This is a genomic window from Haloferax namakaokahaiae (assembly GCF_042663225.1).
GTDB classification, from domain to species: domain Archaea; phylum Halobacteriota; class Halobacteria; order Halobacteriales; family Haloferacaceae; genus Haloferax; species Haloferax namakaokahaiae.
This window is the reverse complement of sequence record NZ_JBHTAA010000005.1, coordinates 434,686-449,321: the sequence shown is the minus strand read 5'-3', so window position 1 is coordinate 449,321 and position 14,636 is coordinate 434,686. Positions and strand designations below refer to the sequence as shown.

The following is a 14,636-nucleotide window of genomic DNA, read 5'->3' as shown; positions in this document are numbered from 1 at the left end:
TTAAAACCGGCCCGAAAGCCGGAGAGAATTCGCTTACTTGTGCTTCGAGAGGAACGAGTCGAAGGAGCGCTCCCACTCGTAGTCCTCGTCGAAGTAGCGCTCTGCGAGCGGTTCTTCGGGAATCTCGCCGATGCGGCGCTTCTCCTGCTGGTAGGACGGACGGTCGGAATCGACGTAGTAGCGACCCGTGAGGACCTTGCCCTCGTGGAGTGCGTCTTCGGTCTGGAACATCATCTCAGCGGCCTCCGAGCGGTTCGTCTTGTCGAAGTCGTAGTCGTCGGAGTCGTTGATGTCGATGTAGGGGACGTACTGGCGTGCGTCCTTGTTCCAGGTCGGACACTGGGTCAGGAAGTCAACGTGCGAGAAGCCGTCGTGTTCGATGGCTTCGACGATGATGTCCTTCGCCTGGTTCGGGTTCACTGCCGCGGTGCGGGCGACGTACGACGCGCCTGCGTTGAGCGACATCGAGAGCGGGCGAAGCGGCTGCTTGGCCGAGCCGTGTGGCTGGGTCTTTGACTTGTGGCCCATCGGCGACGTCGGGGAGGTCTGTCCCTTCGTGAGGCCGAAAATCTCGTTGTTGAACACGATGTACGTGATGTCGTGGTTCTCACGAGCGGTGTGCATGAAGTGGTTGCCACCGATACCGTAGCCGTCACCGTCACCGCCGGCGGCGACTACAGTCAGACCGGGGTTCGCAAGCTTCGCCGCGCGGGCGATAGGCAGCGAACGGCCGTGGATGGTGTGGAATCCGTAGCTGTCGAAGTAGCTGTTGAGCTTGCCGGAACAGCCGATACCGGTCGTGACCATCATCTCGTCGGGCGAGAGACCGAGTTCTGCCGCGGCACCCTTCAGTGCCTTGAGGACACCGAAGTCACCACAGCCAGGACACCACGTCGGCTGGGGTTCGAGTCCGGGCGTGAACTCGTTCTGGTCTTTCTCCGTTTCTTCACCGATTGCGCTGAATGCACTCATAATTATTCACCCACCTTTGGGACGAACTTCGTGCGGCTGTGAGGAAGCTCCTCGCCGCTGAGGAGACCCGTCTCGAAGCCTTCGACGATTTCTGCAGGCTCGAACGGGTTACCGTTGTACTTCAGGAGGCTCGACATCTTGTCGCCGTACTGGCCGAGTTCCTTCTGTGCGAGACCGCGGAACTGCGCGGAGGCCGTCATCTCGACGACGAGCGCCTCATCGACGCTGTCGAGGAAGGCTGCGAACTCCTCCTTCGGGAACGGCATCATCTCGGAGACGCCGAACACTTTGACGGAGTGACCGTTGTCGTTGAGGACGTCGGCGGCCTCTTCGACGGTACCCTGCTGGCTACCGAACGTGATGAGACCGTACTCGGCGTCTTCCGGACCGTAGACCGTGTTGAACTCGCCGTCTGCGTCGAGTTCGGCACGGATGGAATCGACCTTCTGCATGCGGCGGTTCATCTGCGCGACGCGGTTCTCGGGGGACTCCGAGATGTGGCCGGCGGGCATGTGCTCGTTACCCGACGCGAGGTAACGGCCACCCTTCTGGCCCGGCAGCGAGCGCGGCGAGACGCCGTTTTCGCTGTCGTGGCGGAAGCGGTGGAGCTTGCCGGACTCGTCGTGCGGTGCGTCCGCGATTTCGGCTTCCGTCAGGACGGAACCGAGGTCGGCGTTCGGCTCTTCGTCGAAGACCGAAGCCGGGACGTTCGTGAGTTCGCCACCGAGCTTCTGGTCGTACAGGACGATAGCCGGAATCTGGTACTCGTAGGCGAGCTTGAACGCCTTGCGCGTCTGGTGGTACGCCTCGGCGGCCGTACCGGGTGCGAAGACGACGCGGTGCGAGTCGCCCTGCGAGGTGTACAGCACGTGTTCGAGGTCGGACTGTTCGGGCTTCGTCGGCATACCCGTCGAGGGGCCGGCGCGCATGGCCTCGACGAGGACGAGCGGCGTCTCGCTGATCTCTGCGAGACCGAGCGGTTCGGACATCAGCGAGAAGCCACCGCCGGACGAACCGGACATGGCCTTCGCGCCGGCGTGCGACGCACCGATTGCGAGCGCAGCGGCGGCGATTTCGTCCTCCACCTGCTCGGAGATACCACCGAGTTCGGGGAGGTTCTGGGTCATGATGGTGAAGACTTCCGTCCACGGGGTCATCGGGTAACCCGCGATGAAGCGACAGCCTTCGTCGATTGCACCGTAGGCAATCGCATCAGAGCCGGAGATGAGCACCTGGTCTTCGTCGTGCTCGCCCGTCGGGGCGCTCACGTCAGGCGCGTCAACGTCGAACTCTTCTTGGACCATCTCGTAGGCGTCGTCGAAGACTTCGAGGTTGGGTTCGAGAATCTTGTCGGGCATCGCATCCGACATCAGGCTCTTGATGACGTCGGGTTCGATGTCTGCGATGGCACAGGTGACTGCGACACCGGCGGTGTTGCGCATGACCTCGCGGCCGTGTTCGCGTGCGATGGTGCGCAGGTCGATGTCGAAGACGTGCCAGTCGTTTGCTTCGACGCGCTCGTCGAAGTCCTCGATTTCGGATGCGTCGAGCAGTCCGGAGTCGTAGACGATGACGCCCCCTTCGTTGAGTTCGTCGAGGTTCTCCGAGAGCGGCTTAATCTCCTCGTTGCCGTAGTAGGCACCCTCGCTCGGGTTCCGAGCGAAGGAGTCACCGAGCGAGAGGAGGAAGTTGTATCCGTCCCCGCGCGACTTGACGGGGTCCGCGCTCACGCGGACTTCCGTGTACGTGTGGCCACCACGGATGCGCGATGGATAGTGGCGATGCGTGAAAACATGAAGCCCCGCTCGCATCAGGGCTTTTGCGAAGTTCTGGCTGGTCGAGGCGATACCGTCCCCGGAACCTCCTGCGATGCGCCAGATAAGTTCGTGGTCAGTCATAATTGAGCTCACGGCCCCGCTGGGGCACTAATAGAAAATTTGGTGGTGGTTCGATTAAAGACTTTGCTATGCATTAACAAGGAAAGATAATGAAGGACTTAATATTGTTAATTTGTTCTACCTACCCTCGGAGAAAAGTGGACAATCAACGAGTTAGGAATGATTATAATATATAAGCCTTACTCGTTTTGGAGTGATTTCATTCGTTTTCGGGACTAGATGGGTGATACGAAGTGTCGTATTCGCCGACCTGCCCATCGAGCCTATCGGGGTTGAGACGGCCTGAGAGCAGCATAAAGTCGAGAATCGTGGCATAAAGCATCGCCTCAACGACGGGAACACCACGCGGTGGCAACACCGGGTCGTGGCGGCCGACGACCTGAATCTCCTTCGTCTCGCCCGTCTCCCAATCGACCGTCTGCTGTTTCTTCGGAATCGACGTGGGTGCGTGGAGGGTCATCTCGCCGAAAATCGGCTGGCCGGTGGTGATGCCACCCTGAATCCCACCGTGTTTGTTGCCGACGGGCACCGGGTCGCCGTCCTCGTCGAACTCCCAGTTCTCGTTGCGGTCGGAGCCGGTCCACTCGCGTGCTTCACGACCCAGACCGAACTCGAAGGCCGTCGTCGCCGGCACGGACATCATCGCCTGTCCGAGTCGCGCCGAGAACGAGTCGAATCGGGGTGCGCCGAGTCCGCGCGGGACGCCCTGCGCTTCGAAGTAAATCGACCCACCGATGGAGTCGCCTTCCTTCTGGTACTGCTCGATGGCTTCTTGCATCTTCTCGGCCGTCTCGGGGTGCGCACAGCGAACGTCGTTCTCCTCGCTGTGTTCGAGAATCTCGTCGAACGAGACGGGCGGGGCTTCGATGTCACCGATTTGGTTCACGTGCGCTTTGACTTGGATGTCGTACTCGCTCTGTTCGAGCACCTGCTTCGCAACCGCGCCGGCGGCGACCCAGTTGACCGTCTCGCGCGCCGAGGAGCGGCCGCCGCCGCCCCAGTTGCGCGTGCCGAACTTCGCGGAGTACGTGAAGTCGCCGTGCGACGGACGCGGGGCGGTCACGTAGGGTTCGTACTTCCCCGAGCGCGCGTCTTTGTTCTGGACGACCATTCCAATCGGCGTTCCCGTCGTGTAGCCGTCCTGAATTCCCGAGTTGACGACGACGGCGTCGGGTTCGCCGCGACTCGTCGTAATCATCGACTGGCCCGGCTTTCGCCGGTCGAGTTCGTGCTGTATCTCATCGACGGAGAGTTCCACGCCCGCCGGGACGCCCGAGAGGGTGACGCCCATGGCCTCGCCGTGGCTCTCGCCGTAGGTGGTCATCCGAAAGAGACGACCGAATTCGTTCCCGTTCATTACCCGCCCTCGGGTGGCCGGGCATTTAGTGTTTGTAGAAAGGTGCAATGCTGGTCGGGAGTGTGCACTGTTGGGATGGGGATACGCTGGCACGCGCACGCGAAAGAACTGATTACTCGACCACACCTACGTACTGTATGTCAATTCTCTCACTCGGCGTCCGCGACCGACTCGAAGCGACGTTCTGGGAACGCCACGCGAACCCGTGGAGTGCCGGAACGCGAATTCTCGCCTACCCAATCTTGATGTACGCCATCTACCGCCGCGACGCAAAGTTGCTCACGGCGACGGCCGCCTTCCTCGCCGTCAACCCGGTTCTGTTCCCGCGCCCGAAGCGCACCGACAACTGGCTGAGCAAAATCGTCCTCGCCGAAGCGGAGTGGCTCGATGCGGGCAACAAGACGATGGGACTCGACTACCCGAACGTCCTCAACGTAATCAACATCCCGGTGACCATCTACGCGTTCGCCTCGGCCGTCCGGCGCGACCCGGTCGGAACCGCCCTCGGCACGCTCGGCGTGATGGTGTTCAAACTCTGGTGGACCGACGCCATCGTGAAGAAGACGGGTGTGACCGGTGAGGGACCGAAAGTCCCCGAGTCAGCGGAGTGAATCGAGCGTCGCCGTCGCAAACGGGATGAGCATCTCGTCGGGGTGCAAGCCGCCGTGCATGGCGACGAACTCGAGCGCGTGCGGTTCTTCGTCACCGAACCAGACGCCTAACTCTCGATGTACCACGACGAGGTCGCCGACGCGACGCTCGAACGTCGGCGATGGGTCGGGGCCAAACAGTTCCATACCGAGCACCTCCCGTTTTCGGAACACCTTCGCGTCGAGTTCCGAGGAGAGCGTCTCGTACACCGCTTCGACGTGCTCGTCTTGGAGGTGCAGATTGACGTTTCGCGGGCTTCCCGAGAACCGAATCGGCGTCCCCTCCGTGAGCGTCTTTAGTTTCGGAACGAGGTCGAACGGCGGTTCTGAGAGGTCGATATTGTGCCCCGTGTCGATGAGTCCGTGGTCGGCAGTGAGGCAGACAAGCGTCTCGCCCGCATCCTCGCCAGTCGTGTGTTCCGCGAGCGAGTCGAGTGCGCACTCGATGTTCTCGAACGTTTCTTCAACCGTCTTGCGGTACTCCTCGGAATCGACGCCTTCGCCGTGGGCGATTGCATCAGTCTGCGGGAGGTAGGCGAAGACGTAGGTCGGTCCGTCGGCGTCGGACGATTCCTCGGCCGCCTCTTCGAACGCGTCGGGGAACGTCGAGAGGTCTTCTGGGTCGTATTCGTGTGGGACCGTCCCTCCGTTCGGGAACGGCGTGACCTGATGCACTTCGACGCCCGCCTCATCGAAGTCCCGATAAACGCTCTCCGCATTGGCGATGTCTTCGTACGCCATGCCCTCAGGTTTCGTCCCGTCTTTTCGGAGGAAGGGAAGCGCTTCGAACTGCTCGTCCACAGCCGGTTCGTAGACGTTCCAGCCGATAACGCCGTGTTCCGACGTGAGCACGCCGGAGTGGAACGTGTTCATCGCGGCGGCTGTCTCAGACGGGTAGACGGAGGTGAGCGGCGTCACCCGGCCGTCGTGTTCGAACTGCCGGAGCAGTGGCGTGTAGGAGCGCGCGCCGTCCCACTGCGCGAGGCCGAAACCATCGACGAGGAAGACGACGACGCGCTCAACGTCGTCGTAACCCTCGGTCGCGGCGGTGGGGAGTTCAGGGCCGACATCTGCACCGAGAAGCGACCCCACAGTACCCGGAATCCGCGAGAAACACCAGTCGTCGTAGGCGGGAAACAGAAAGCCGCCTTCCAGTTGGCGCTCGCGCAACGACGACGCCGATGGGACCTGCATACCACCGTCGGCGTTCGGGTCGGGCAAAAAGATACCGTCGAGTCAGTTCTCCGAAACGTCCGCGCCGAGCGCCGCCATCGACTCGAAGAAGTTCGGGAACGACACGTCCACGTGCTCGCTCCCGGCAATCGTCGTCTCGCCGTCGGCGACGAGTCCGGCGATGGTGAGCGCCATCACGATTCGGTGGTCGCCGCGGCCGTCCACGTCGGCACCGACGAGGTCGGTCTGGCCGCCGTGAATCGTGAGTCGGTCGCGCTCTTCGGTGACGTGGGCGTCCATCTTCGACAGCTCTTCTGCCATCGCCGTCACGCGGTCGGTCTCTTTGAATCGGACGTGCTCGCAGTTCTCGATGACGGTGTCGCCATCGGCAATCGCGCCGAGTGCGGCAATCGTCGGCAGGAGGTCCGGGGTGTCGCCCACGTCCACCGTAGTGCCAGAGAGGTCGGCGACGGAGACGGTGAGTTCGCCCGCGTCTTCGTCCCACGCCACGTCCGCGCCCATGTCGCGGACGATATCGACGATTGCGCTGTCACCCTGTGCCGATGGGCGCGCGCCTTCGACGACGACCGATTCGCCGTCTTCGCCCGCGGCGGCACCCGCGGCGAGCAGGTACGAGATAGAAGAGAAGTCACCCGGAACGTCGTACTCGCCGCCGGTGGGGTGGTAGGACTGGCCGCCTTCGACGGAGAATCCATCGTCGGTCATCGTCGCCTCGACGCCGTACTCGGCGAGCAGTTCGAGCGTGATTTCGACGTACGGTGCGGACTTGAGTTCCGTCGTCAGTTCGATGTCGATGCCCTCGTCGGTGACCGCGCCGGCCATCAAGAGCGCGGAGATGTACTGCGAAGACACGTCTCCGGGAATTTCGACTGTACCGCCCCGCATCCCGTCGCCGACGACGAGCGGTGCTTGACCGTTTCGTCGGGTGCTCTCTGCGCGGCCGTCGAGGTCGGAGACGGCGTCGAGGAGCGGCCCCTGTGGACGCGACCGGAGCGAGTCGTCGCCGGTGAGGACAGTCAGTCCCTCGCCGAGTCCGGCACAGGCGGTGACGAGGCGCATCGTCGTCCCGGAGTTCGCGCAATCGATTACGTTGTCCGGGGTGTCCGGTCGGCCGTCGAAGCCCTCGACGTCGATGGTCTGGCCGTCGCGTTCGACGCTTCCGCCGAAGGCACCGACCGAGCGCATCGTCGCCTTGGTGTCGGCGCTCACGAGCGCGTTCTTGACCGTTGCACTGTCGCTGTATCCCGCGGCGAGAATCGCGCGGTGGGTGTAGCTCTTCGAGGGGGGTGCTCGTGTGGTTCCCTTCACACGAGACGGAGAGATAGTAGCGTGCATACGCGGGGGGTTGTCGAGTGGGCCTATCAGGGTACCGACCGCGGCGATGTTCTCGGAGACGGCGCGGCCGCGACGGGAGCGTTTTTCTACCGACCCACCGAACCCCGCTCTATGGAACCCGATTTCTCGGCACTCACTGACTCGCTCGGCGACGAGTTCGACGGCTATCTCATCGACGCCGCGAGCGACGACTCGAACCAGTTGTATCTCTCTGGCTTCGACGCGCCTGACCCGTTCGTCACTCTCTACAAACCGGAGGGGACGTACCTTCTGGTCTCCACGCTGGAGTTCGGCCGCGCGAAGAAGGAGAGCCGTGCGGACGCCGTGTCCCGACTCTCCGAGTACGACTACCGCGAGAAGTACGTAGAACACGGCCCGGTCGTCGGAAAGGCGAAAGCAATCGCCGAGTTCCTCGCCGACCACGACGTGGGTTCGCTCGCCGTCCCCGGCGATTTCCCGCTCGGGACGGCCGACGCCCTCCGAGACGAGGGTATCGTGGTCGAAGCCCAGACCGAGAACGTCATCGGGAACATCCGCGCGGTCAAGACTGCGGAAGAACTCGAACACATCCGCGACGCACAGAACGCGAACGAGGCGTCGATGCAGGCCGCCGAAGACCTGCTTCGCGCCGCCGACGTCGAAGACGGCGTCCTCTACTACGAGGGCGAACCGCTCACCAGCGAGCGCGTCAAAGAGGAAATCGAAGTGACGCTCCTCCGTCACGGGTGCGCTCTCGACGAGACTATCGTCGCCTGCGGTGCCGACGCCGCGGACCCGCACAACCGCGGAAGCGGCCCGCTCGAAGCCGGCGAGGCCATCATCATCGACATCTTCCCGCGCGACAAGGAGACGAAGTACAACGGCGACATGACCCGGACCTTCGTCAAGGGCGAACCCTCGGACAAAATTCGTGAGTGGTTCGAACTCACCGAGCGCGCACTTCAGGCCGCCTTCGACGCGACGAAAGCGGGGGCAACCGGTGCCGACGTACACGATGCGGTGTGCGACGTGTACGAAGCAGCGGGTGAGAACACGCTTCGCGCCGACCCGAACGCCGAGACTGGCTTCATCCACAGCACGGGCCACGGCGTCGGTCTCGACGTTCACGAATCGCCTTCGCTGAGCCAGTCGGGTGAGGAACTCGAACCCGGCCACGTCATCACTATCGAACCCGGCCTGTACGACCCGGAAATCGGCGGCGTCAGAATCGAGGATATGGTCGTCGTCACCGAAGACGGCTTCGAGAACTTCAACGACTATCCGGTCCAGTTGGTCGTCGAATAGAGCGCAGAAGGAGGCGACGAAATCTAATCAGTCCAACACGTCGGTCGTGTTGTTGTCGGTGGTGGACCCCGCGTCCGTCCAGTCGGCGTTCGCCTCCCGCCACGTCGAAAGGAGATTTTCGAGCGCGTCGGCCGTCTTGGGCGTGAGGACGCCCGCGGCTTGCCGGACGACGGTCCCATCCTCGATGAGGAGCGCGTAGATGTCTCCCTCGCCGAGGAGACCGAGTCGGCGCTGGAGCGCGGTCTTATCGACGCGCGTCACGAGCGCATTTTCGTGGGGGCGACTGCGTGCCGCACCGGGCGTCATGCCGCCTCCCATCGGCGGGACCATGCCGCTTCGTCCGCCGAGAACCAACAGTTCGTAATACTCGAAGTGGTCGTAGGTTTCGGCGAGGTCGTTTGCGAACCCACGCCACGACCCGACGAGCGACTGCTGTCGTCGGTCGAAGCTAATCAGGAGGAGGTTCTGCTCTCCTGCCATGTCGTCCGGGAGGACGACTTTGTTACCGTTTGCGTCGCGGGTCGGAAGCCGGGGGAAGTCCATTGATTGAGCGTAGAGTACTGAGATGTTTACTGGAGGGCCGATTCTGAAAACCGGCGCGTCGCCGTGCACAGGACCTGTCTAGCCGCGATAACGACACGTAAACTCATTACCTGTGTTCTCGCGTTAATACTAATAAGTCTCTTGGCCCCACTCTCAGCTTCGATATTAGGAACGTTCGTATGTGGTATCGAACAACCACGCCGAGGTTGGGCCGGGGTCAGTTCCTTCGACGACGGCGTACTGCGACAGGTCGTCTACACCCGCTTCCGATAGGATATCCTCGTCGTAGAAGGCGTTGCCCGTACACTCGGCCGGGTCGCGCGAGAGGAGTTCGGTGAGCGCGTCGCACATGACCTGCGGCGTTCGCCAATCCTCCGGCGACCCCAATCCGAAGTGGCGCGTCGCCTCAGATTCGATTGCGGCGACCGGCCACAGCGCGTTCACACCGATTTCGTCGCTGTCGAGTTCCTCTGCGAGCGACTGCGCGAGAAACGTCATGCCGTACTTCGAGAGCGCGTAGGCGGCTTTGCCGGGGGCGGGCGTCGCTGGCAATGGTGGTGAGAACGTCACGACGTGGGCGTGGTCGCTCTCTTTGAGGTGCGGGAGTGCAGCGTACGTCGTCGCGTAGGAACCGCGGGCGTTCACGTCCATCAGGAGGTCGAATCGCTTCGGTGGCGTATCCTCGAACGGTGCGAGGTGAATCGCGCCAGCGTTGTTGACGACGAAGTCGATGCCGCCGAAGGCTTCGACCGTCTCCTCGATTGCGAGTTCTACCGACTCGTCGTCGCGCACGTCGAGTTGGCACCAGATGGAGTTGCCACCCATCTCTCGAATCTCCTCGGTGGTCTCGACAATCGTTCCGGGGAGTTCGTCGTGTCCCTCCACCGTCTTCCCCGTCGAGACGACGTTCACACCGCGCTCGGCGAGGTCCAGCGCGATTGCCTTGCCGATACCGCGACTCGTTCCGGTGATGAAGGCCGTCCGGCCTTCGAAATCCACATCATCGAATACCATAGATAGGAGTTGTCAATCAGTTACTTGATGATTTGGGCACTGCGAGCGCGTTCAATCGGGTTTGTCGTTCGTCGCGTGCACGAGTGCACCGATTGCCTTTTGGGTCGGCCGCGTCCACACGATAGCGATGGACCTGCTCGTCGTCGGTGCCGGGGCAATGGGCCGCTGGTTCGGCCAGACAGTCGATTGTACCCTCGCGTTCACCGATGTCGATTCCGACGCCGCCGAACGCGCAGCAGACGCGCTCGGCGCTCGCTCGGTTCCGCTCGACGGCGACGAGCAGTTCGACCTCGTGTGTCTCGCGGTGCCGATGGGGTACGCCGCCGAAGCGGTCGAAATGCACGCCCACCGCGCGGTCGGCGGCATGTGCGACGTGACCGGGTCGATGGCGACGCCGCTGGATGCGATGCGGACGCACCTCCCCGACCGCGAGCGATTCAGTCTGCACCCGCTGTTCGCGGCGCGAAATTCCCCCGGCAACGTCGCCGTCGTGGCCGACTCTCCCGGGCCACTCACGACCGACGTGCTCGACTCGCTCGACCACGCCGGGAACACCGTCTTCGAGACCACAGTCGAGGAACACGACGACGCGATGGAGACCGTACAGGCCGCCGCGCACGCCGCCGTCCTCTCCTTTGGTCTCGCGGCAGAGGACGTGCGCGACGAGTTCTCGACGCCGGTCTCCAGCGCCCTCGACGCCCTCGTGGAGACCGTCTCTGCCGGGACGCCGCGAGTCTACGCCGACATTCAGGCGACGTTCGGCGACGGGTCGAACCGGGTCGCGGACGCCGCCCGCGACATCGCCGAGGCCGACCCCGAGCGGTTCGCCGACCTCTATCGACAGGTCGCCGAGACCGCAGGTGGACCGGCGACCGACCGTCCAGAAGACGGCCACGCGAGCGACCGAGACCACTGAGCACCACCCGATGACGAGTTTGACGACGATTTACCGATGATAGACAAAGACGCTGTTCGAGCCAACGCGAAGTACCTCCGAAACGTTCGCCCGATAGACCCCGACGAGATTGCAGAGTACATCGAAGGCGCACCCCACCCAGCTATCGTGAAACAGGCGCTCCGCGAGGAAGCCGCCGACCTGCGCCTCCGCGAGCGAGAAGACGGGACGTTCGTACCTATCGAAGACGCCCCCGCACCACTCGCTGGCTGGAGTCCCGACGCCTTCCCCGAAGCGTACTCCTTCGCCGTCGAAGACCTGCTCATCCGCAACTACGGCGCGAACTGGCACGTCGGCGAATCGGGCGACCGACTCCGGACTCGGGTTCGGCAACTGAAAGAGGACTACTACCGCGGCAACCCCGTCGAGTACGACGAGGACGCCGCGCTCGGCTACGCGATTTACCACCTGCCGGACTACTACGCCGCCATCGGCTACGTCCTCGACGACCTCGCCGAAAACGACCTCTTACCGCGCGTCCTTCGCGTCCTCGACGTGGGCGCGGGAACCGGCGGTCCCGCCCTCGGCCTGCACGACTACCTGCCCGACGACGCGCTCGTGGAGTACCACGCGCTCGAACCGAGCGAATCGGCCGACGTGCTCGAACACGTGCTGAGCGAGACGGGCCTGAACTTCAGAACGCGAATCACGAGAGAGACCGCCGAGGCGTACGACCCCGACGAGGACGAGACGTACGACCTCGTTCTCTTCGGCAACGTCCTGAGCGAACTCGACGACCCGGTCGCAGTCGTTCGAAAGTACCTCGACGTGCTCGCCGACGACGGGTCGCTCGTCGCGCTCGCGCCCGCCGACCGAAACACGAGCATGGAACTCGCCGAAGTCGAGCGCGAAGTCGCGCCTGCCAACGGCGACATCTCCGTCTATTCGCCGCGACTCCGTCTCTGGGACGGCTACGCTCCCTCCGACCGCGGGTGGTCCTTCGACGTGAAACCCGATTTGGAAGTCCCGGCGTTCCAGAAACGACTGGACGAAGGCCGCGAGAGCGACGAGGACGAAGGCACGTTCGTCAACGTGGACGTCCAGTACGCCTACAGCATCCTCAGAAAGGACGGAAAACGCCGCCGCGACGTTCGCGCGAGCGCCGAGCGCTTCGCCAAGATGGCCGAGATGGAGCGCCACGTCACGAACCGAATCAACCTCTTGGCGGTCAAACTCAGCCACGACCTCTCGGAGGGGAAGAACCAGCTGTTCAAAATCGGCGACGGGAGCGAGCAAGTAGACCACTACGCCGTGCTCACCCGCGAGACGGTGTTGAACGAGGACCTCGCCCGCGCCGACTACGGCGACATCCTGGTGTTCGAAAACGTCCTCGCGCTCTGGAACGACGACGAAGAGGCGTACAACCTCGTCGTGGACGACAACACTATCGTCGATAGAGCCGCCTGAAGGACCCCCGCCGCGACGCGTGGCTTTTTGCACCCACACTCCCCAGTCGCAGTCATGAGCGACCGCTCCATCTTGTTGACGAACGACGACGGTATCGAGAGCGTCGGCTTTCGCGCCCTCTACGACGCCCTCTCAGAATTCGCAGACGTGACGGCCGTTGCACCAGCAAACGACCAGAGCGCCGTCGGCCGGAAGATGTCCACCGACGCCGTCGTCGTCGAACACGAGATGGGCTACGCGCTGGAAGGAACGCCCGCCGACTGTACGGTCGCCGGACTCGAAGCCCTCTGTCCCGACGTTGACATGGTCGTCTCCGGCATCAACAAGGGAGCGAACATCGGTGCGTACGTCCTCGGCCGGTCCGGAACCGTCAGCGCCGCCGTCGAAGCCGCGTTCTTCGACGTGCCCGCAATCGCACTGTCGCTGTACGTCCCCGGCGACGGGGAGACGCCGTGGCACGAACAGGCGACCGACCCGCGCGACTACCGAAACGCCTCGCAAGCCGCGAGTTACTTCGTCAAGCACGCCATCGGCGCGGGCGTCTTCGAACAGTGCGACTACCTCAACGTCAACGCGCCGATGTACGACCGAGACGCCGGCCCGGCGGATATGAAGGTCACCAAACCCTCGGAGATGTACGACATGACCGCCGAGTACGAGAACGGGAGCGTCAGACTCCACGACCGGGTCTGGGAACGGATGCGCGACGGTGACATCCCCGACCCGGAAGGCACCGACCGTCGCGCCGTCATCGACGGTTACGTCTCGGTCTCGCCGCTGACGGCACCGCACACGACCAAACGCCACGAAGCACTCGACGCGCTCGCAGAGACGTACATGGAGTAGTCGCTTTCTTACTCTACAGGCGGCTATCGTGGATGACCTTGTACGCGAGCGCGACGATGCCGACGAGCGACCCGAGAATCCCGGCGAGCAGGCCAACGATGCCGAGCGCGAGACCCATCCCACCGGTCGTCAACAACACCTGCGACCCGAGGGTGACGACCCACCCGCCGACGACGACGGCGTAGAGTTTCATCAACTCGTCTTCTGTCGCATAGGCGAGGGCGCGTCCTGCCGAGAGTTCGGACATATTCGACCGACTCACAGCCCTCACATCATCGTTTCGACTCGCTGACTCGTCAACAGAAGACTCATACCGAAACCGGAAGACGACGGAGATATGCCCGAAGCTGACGCCATCGACGAAGTCGATGACCCCGTCACGGTTTCGACGCTCGTCTCCGACCTCCGCGAACTCGGCGTCGGCGCGGGGGACACGCTCCTCGTCCACTCCTCGCTGAGTTCGCTCGGGTGGGTCGCTGGCGGTCCGCCCGCCGTGGTCGATGCCCTCCAAGAAGTCCTGACCGAAGACGGGACGCTCGTCATGCCGACGCACTCGTTCCAGTACAGCGACCCCTCGTGGTGGGAGAATCCCCCGGTGCCGGACCACTGGGTCGATATCATCCGCGAAGAGCGCCCGCCGTTCCGCCCCGAGGTGACGCCGACCCGCGGGATGGGCGCGATTCCGGAGTGCCTCCGCAACTATCCCGGCGTCCGTCGGAGCAACCATCCGACCTCGTCGTTCGCGGCGTGGGGCGCGGGTGCCGAAGAAGTGACCGAAGACCACAGTCCGAGTTTCGGACTCGGCGATGGCTCACCGCTCGCCCGCGTCTACGACCGAGGCGGGAAGGTCCTCCTCGTCGGCGTCGGCTACGACCGCAACACGTCGCTCCACCTCGCCGAGATGCGCGCGGACATCGACCTCGAAGAGGAGACGTACGCGTTTCCGCTCGTCCGCGACGGCGAGCGCGTCTCGGTCGAATACACCGACGCCACGACCAGCACAGAGGATTTCGAAGCAGTCGGCGAGGCGTTCGAAGCCGAGATTGGGGCGACGAAAGGCACGGTCGGCGCGGCGGAGTGTACGCTCATCGACCAGCCTTCCCTCGTCGATTTCGCCGAATCGTGGTTCGAGGCGAATCGGTAGCCAACTGGCAGTTTCTGCCAGTTGCCGTCAGTTAGAT

The 14,636-nt window shown here is 63.4% G+C and carries 14 protein-coding genes; 6 read left to right on the top strand and 8 right to left on the bottom strand.

Features of this window, described 5'->3' with window-relative positions; genetic code table 11:
* Nucleotides 1-33: 33 nt before the first annotated feature.
* The 3 genes from ACFQJC_RS09795 to aroC form a co-directional block, all read right to left on the bottom strand.
* Nucleotides 34-972 carry a thiamine pyrophosphate-dependent enzyme gene (locus tag ACFQJC_RS09795; protein WP_390223146.1) on the bottom strand — a complete coding sequence of 313 codons (939 nt, stop codon included), beginning with the start codon at nucleotides 970-972 and terminating at the stop codon, nucleotides 34-36.
* 2 nt (nucleotides 973-974) lie between these two features.
* The gene (locus tag ACFQJC_RS09790) at nucleotides 975-2,870 is read right to left on the bottom strand and encodes a 2-oxoacid:acceptor oxidoreductase subunit alpha (RefSeq protein WP_390223145.1); all 1,896 of its coding nucleotides are present in this window, start codon (nucleotides 2,868-2,870) and stop codon (nucleotides 975-977) included.
* 199 nt (nucleotides 2,871-3,069) lie between these two features.
* Nucleotides 3,070-4,227, bottom strand: coding sequence for a chorismate synthase (aroC, locus tag ACFQJC_RS09785; protein ID WP_390223144.1), 1,158 nt, complete (start codon nucleotides 4,225-4,227; stop codon nucleotides 3,070-3,072).
* A 137-nt stretch (nucleotides 4,228-4,364) separates the two neighbouring features.
* Between aroC and ACFQJC_RS09780 the strand changes: the two genes are divergently transcribed.
* Complete coding sequence (locus tag ACFQJC_RS09780; protein ID WP_390223143.1) at nucleotides 4,365-4,838, top strand: DUF6653 family protein; 474 nt, start codon at nucleotides 4,365-4,367, stop codon at nucleotides 4,836-4,838.
* On the opposite strand, the gene ACFQJC_RS09775 is transcribed toward ACFQJC_RS09780, so the two are convergent.
* On the bottom strand, nucleotides 4,827-6,071 hold the full coding sequence (locus ACFQJC_RS09775) for an alkaline phosphatase family protein (protein WP_390223142.1): 1,245 nt from the start codon (nucleotides 6,069-6,071) through the stop codon (nucleotides 4,827-4,829). The genes ACFQJC_RS09780 and ACFQJC_RS09775 overlap by 12 nt on opposite strands.
* Before the next feature lie 42 nt (nucleotides 6,072-6,113).
* A complete protein-coding gene (gene aroA, locus ACFQJC_RS09770) occupies nucleotides 6,114-7,406 on the bottom strand; it encodes a 3-phosphoshikimate 1-carboxyvinyltransferase (RefSeq protein ID WP_390223141.1) in 1,293 nt (430 codons plus the stop codon).
* Nucleotides 7,407-7,517: 111 nt separating this feature from the next.
* Between aroA and ACFQJC_RS09765 the strand changes: the two genes are divergently transcribed.
* Nucleotides 7,518-8,690, top strand: a complete 1,173-nt coding sequence (locus ACFQJC_RS09765) for a M24 family metallopeptidase (RefSeq protein WP_390223140.1) — start codon at nucleotides 7,518-7,520, stop codon at nucleotides 8,688-8,690.
* Between the two features lie 27 nt (nucleotides 8,691-8,717).
* On the opposite strand, the gene ACFQJC_RS09760 is transcribed toward ACFQJC_RS09765, so the two are convergent.
* Both ACFQJC_RS09760 and ACFQJC_RS09755 read right to left on the bottom strand, forming a co-directional pair.
* Nucleotides 8,718-9,233 carry a hypothetical protein gene (locus tag ACFQJC_RS09760; protein WP_390223139.1) on the bottom strand — a complete coding sequence of 172 codons (516 nt, stop codon included), beginning with the start codon at nucleotides 9,231-9,233 and terminating at the stop codon, nucleotides 8,718-8,720.
* Nucleotides 9,234-9,398: 165 nt separating this feature from the next.
* Nucleotides 9,399-10,247, bottom strand: coding sequence for an SDR family oxidoreductase (locus ACFQJC_RS09755; RefSeq protein ID WP_390223138.1), 849 nt, complete (start codon nucleotides 10,245-10,247; stop codon nucleotides 9,399-9,401).
* A 127-nt stretch (nucleotides 10,248-10,374) separates the two neighbouring features.
* Between ACFQJC_RS09755 and ACFQJC_RS09750 the strand changes: the two genes are divergently transcribed.
* Genes ACFQJC_RS09750 through surE form a run of 3 tightly spaced genes read left to right on the top strand, consistent with a single transcriptional unit; the run spans nucleotide 10,375 to nucleotide 13,455 of the window.
* The gene (locus tag ACFQJC_RS09750; protein ID WP_390225581.1) at nucleotides 10,375-11,163 is read left to right on the top strand and encodes a prephenate dehydrogenase; all 789 of its coding nucleotides are present in this window, start codon (nucleotides 10,375-10,377) and stop codon (nucleotides 11,161-11,163) included.
* 36 nt (nucleotides 11,164-11,199) lie between these two features.
* A complete protein-coding gene (locus tag ACFQJC_RS09745; protein WP_390223137.1) occupies nucleotides 11,200-12,609 on the top strand; it encodes a small ribosomal subunit Rsm22 family protein in 1,410 nt (469 codons plus the stop codon).
* 54 nt (nucleotides 12,610-12,663) lie between these two features.
* A complete protein-coding gene (surE, locus tag ACFQJC_RS09740) occupies nucleotides 12,664-13,455 on the top strand; it encodes a 5'/3'-nucleotidase SurE (protein ID WP_390223136.1) in 792 nt (263 codons plus the stop codon).
* Nucleotides 13,456-13,468: 13 nt separating this feature from the next.
* On the opposite strand, the gene ACFQJC_RS09735 is transcribed toward surE, so the two are convergent.
* Nucleotides 13,469-13,702 (bottom strand): hypothetical protein, encoded by a 234-nt coding sequence (locus ACFQJC_RS09735; RefSeq protein ID WP_390223135.1) that lies wholly within the window; start codon nucleotides 13,700-13,702, stop codon nucleotides 13,469-13,471.
* A gap of 90 nt (nucleotides 13,703-13,792) precedes the next feature.
* On the opposite strand from ACFQJC_RS09735, the gene ACFQJC_RS09730 reads away from it, so the two are divergent.
* The gene (locus tag ACFQJC_RS09730; RefSeq protein ID WP_390223134.1) at nucleotides 13,793-14,599 is read left to right on the top strand and encodes an AAC(3) family N-acetyltransferase; all 807 of its coding nucleotides are present in this window, start codon (nucleotides 13,793-13,795) and stop codon (nucleotides 14,597-14,599) included.
* The last annotated feature ends 37 nt before the right edge of the window (nucleotides 14,600-14,636 follow it).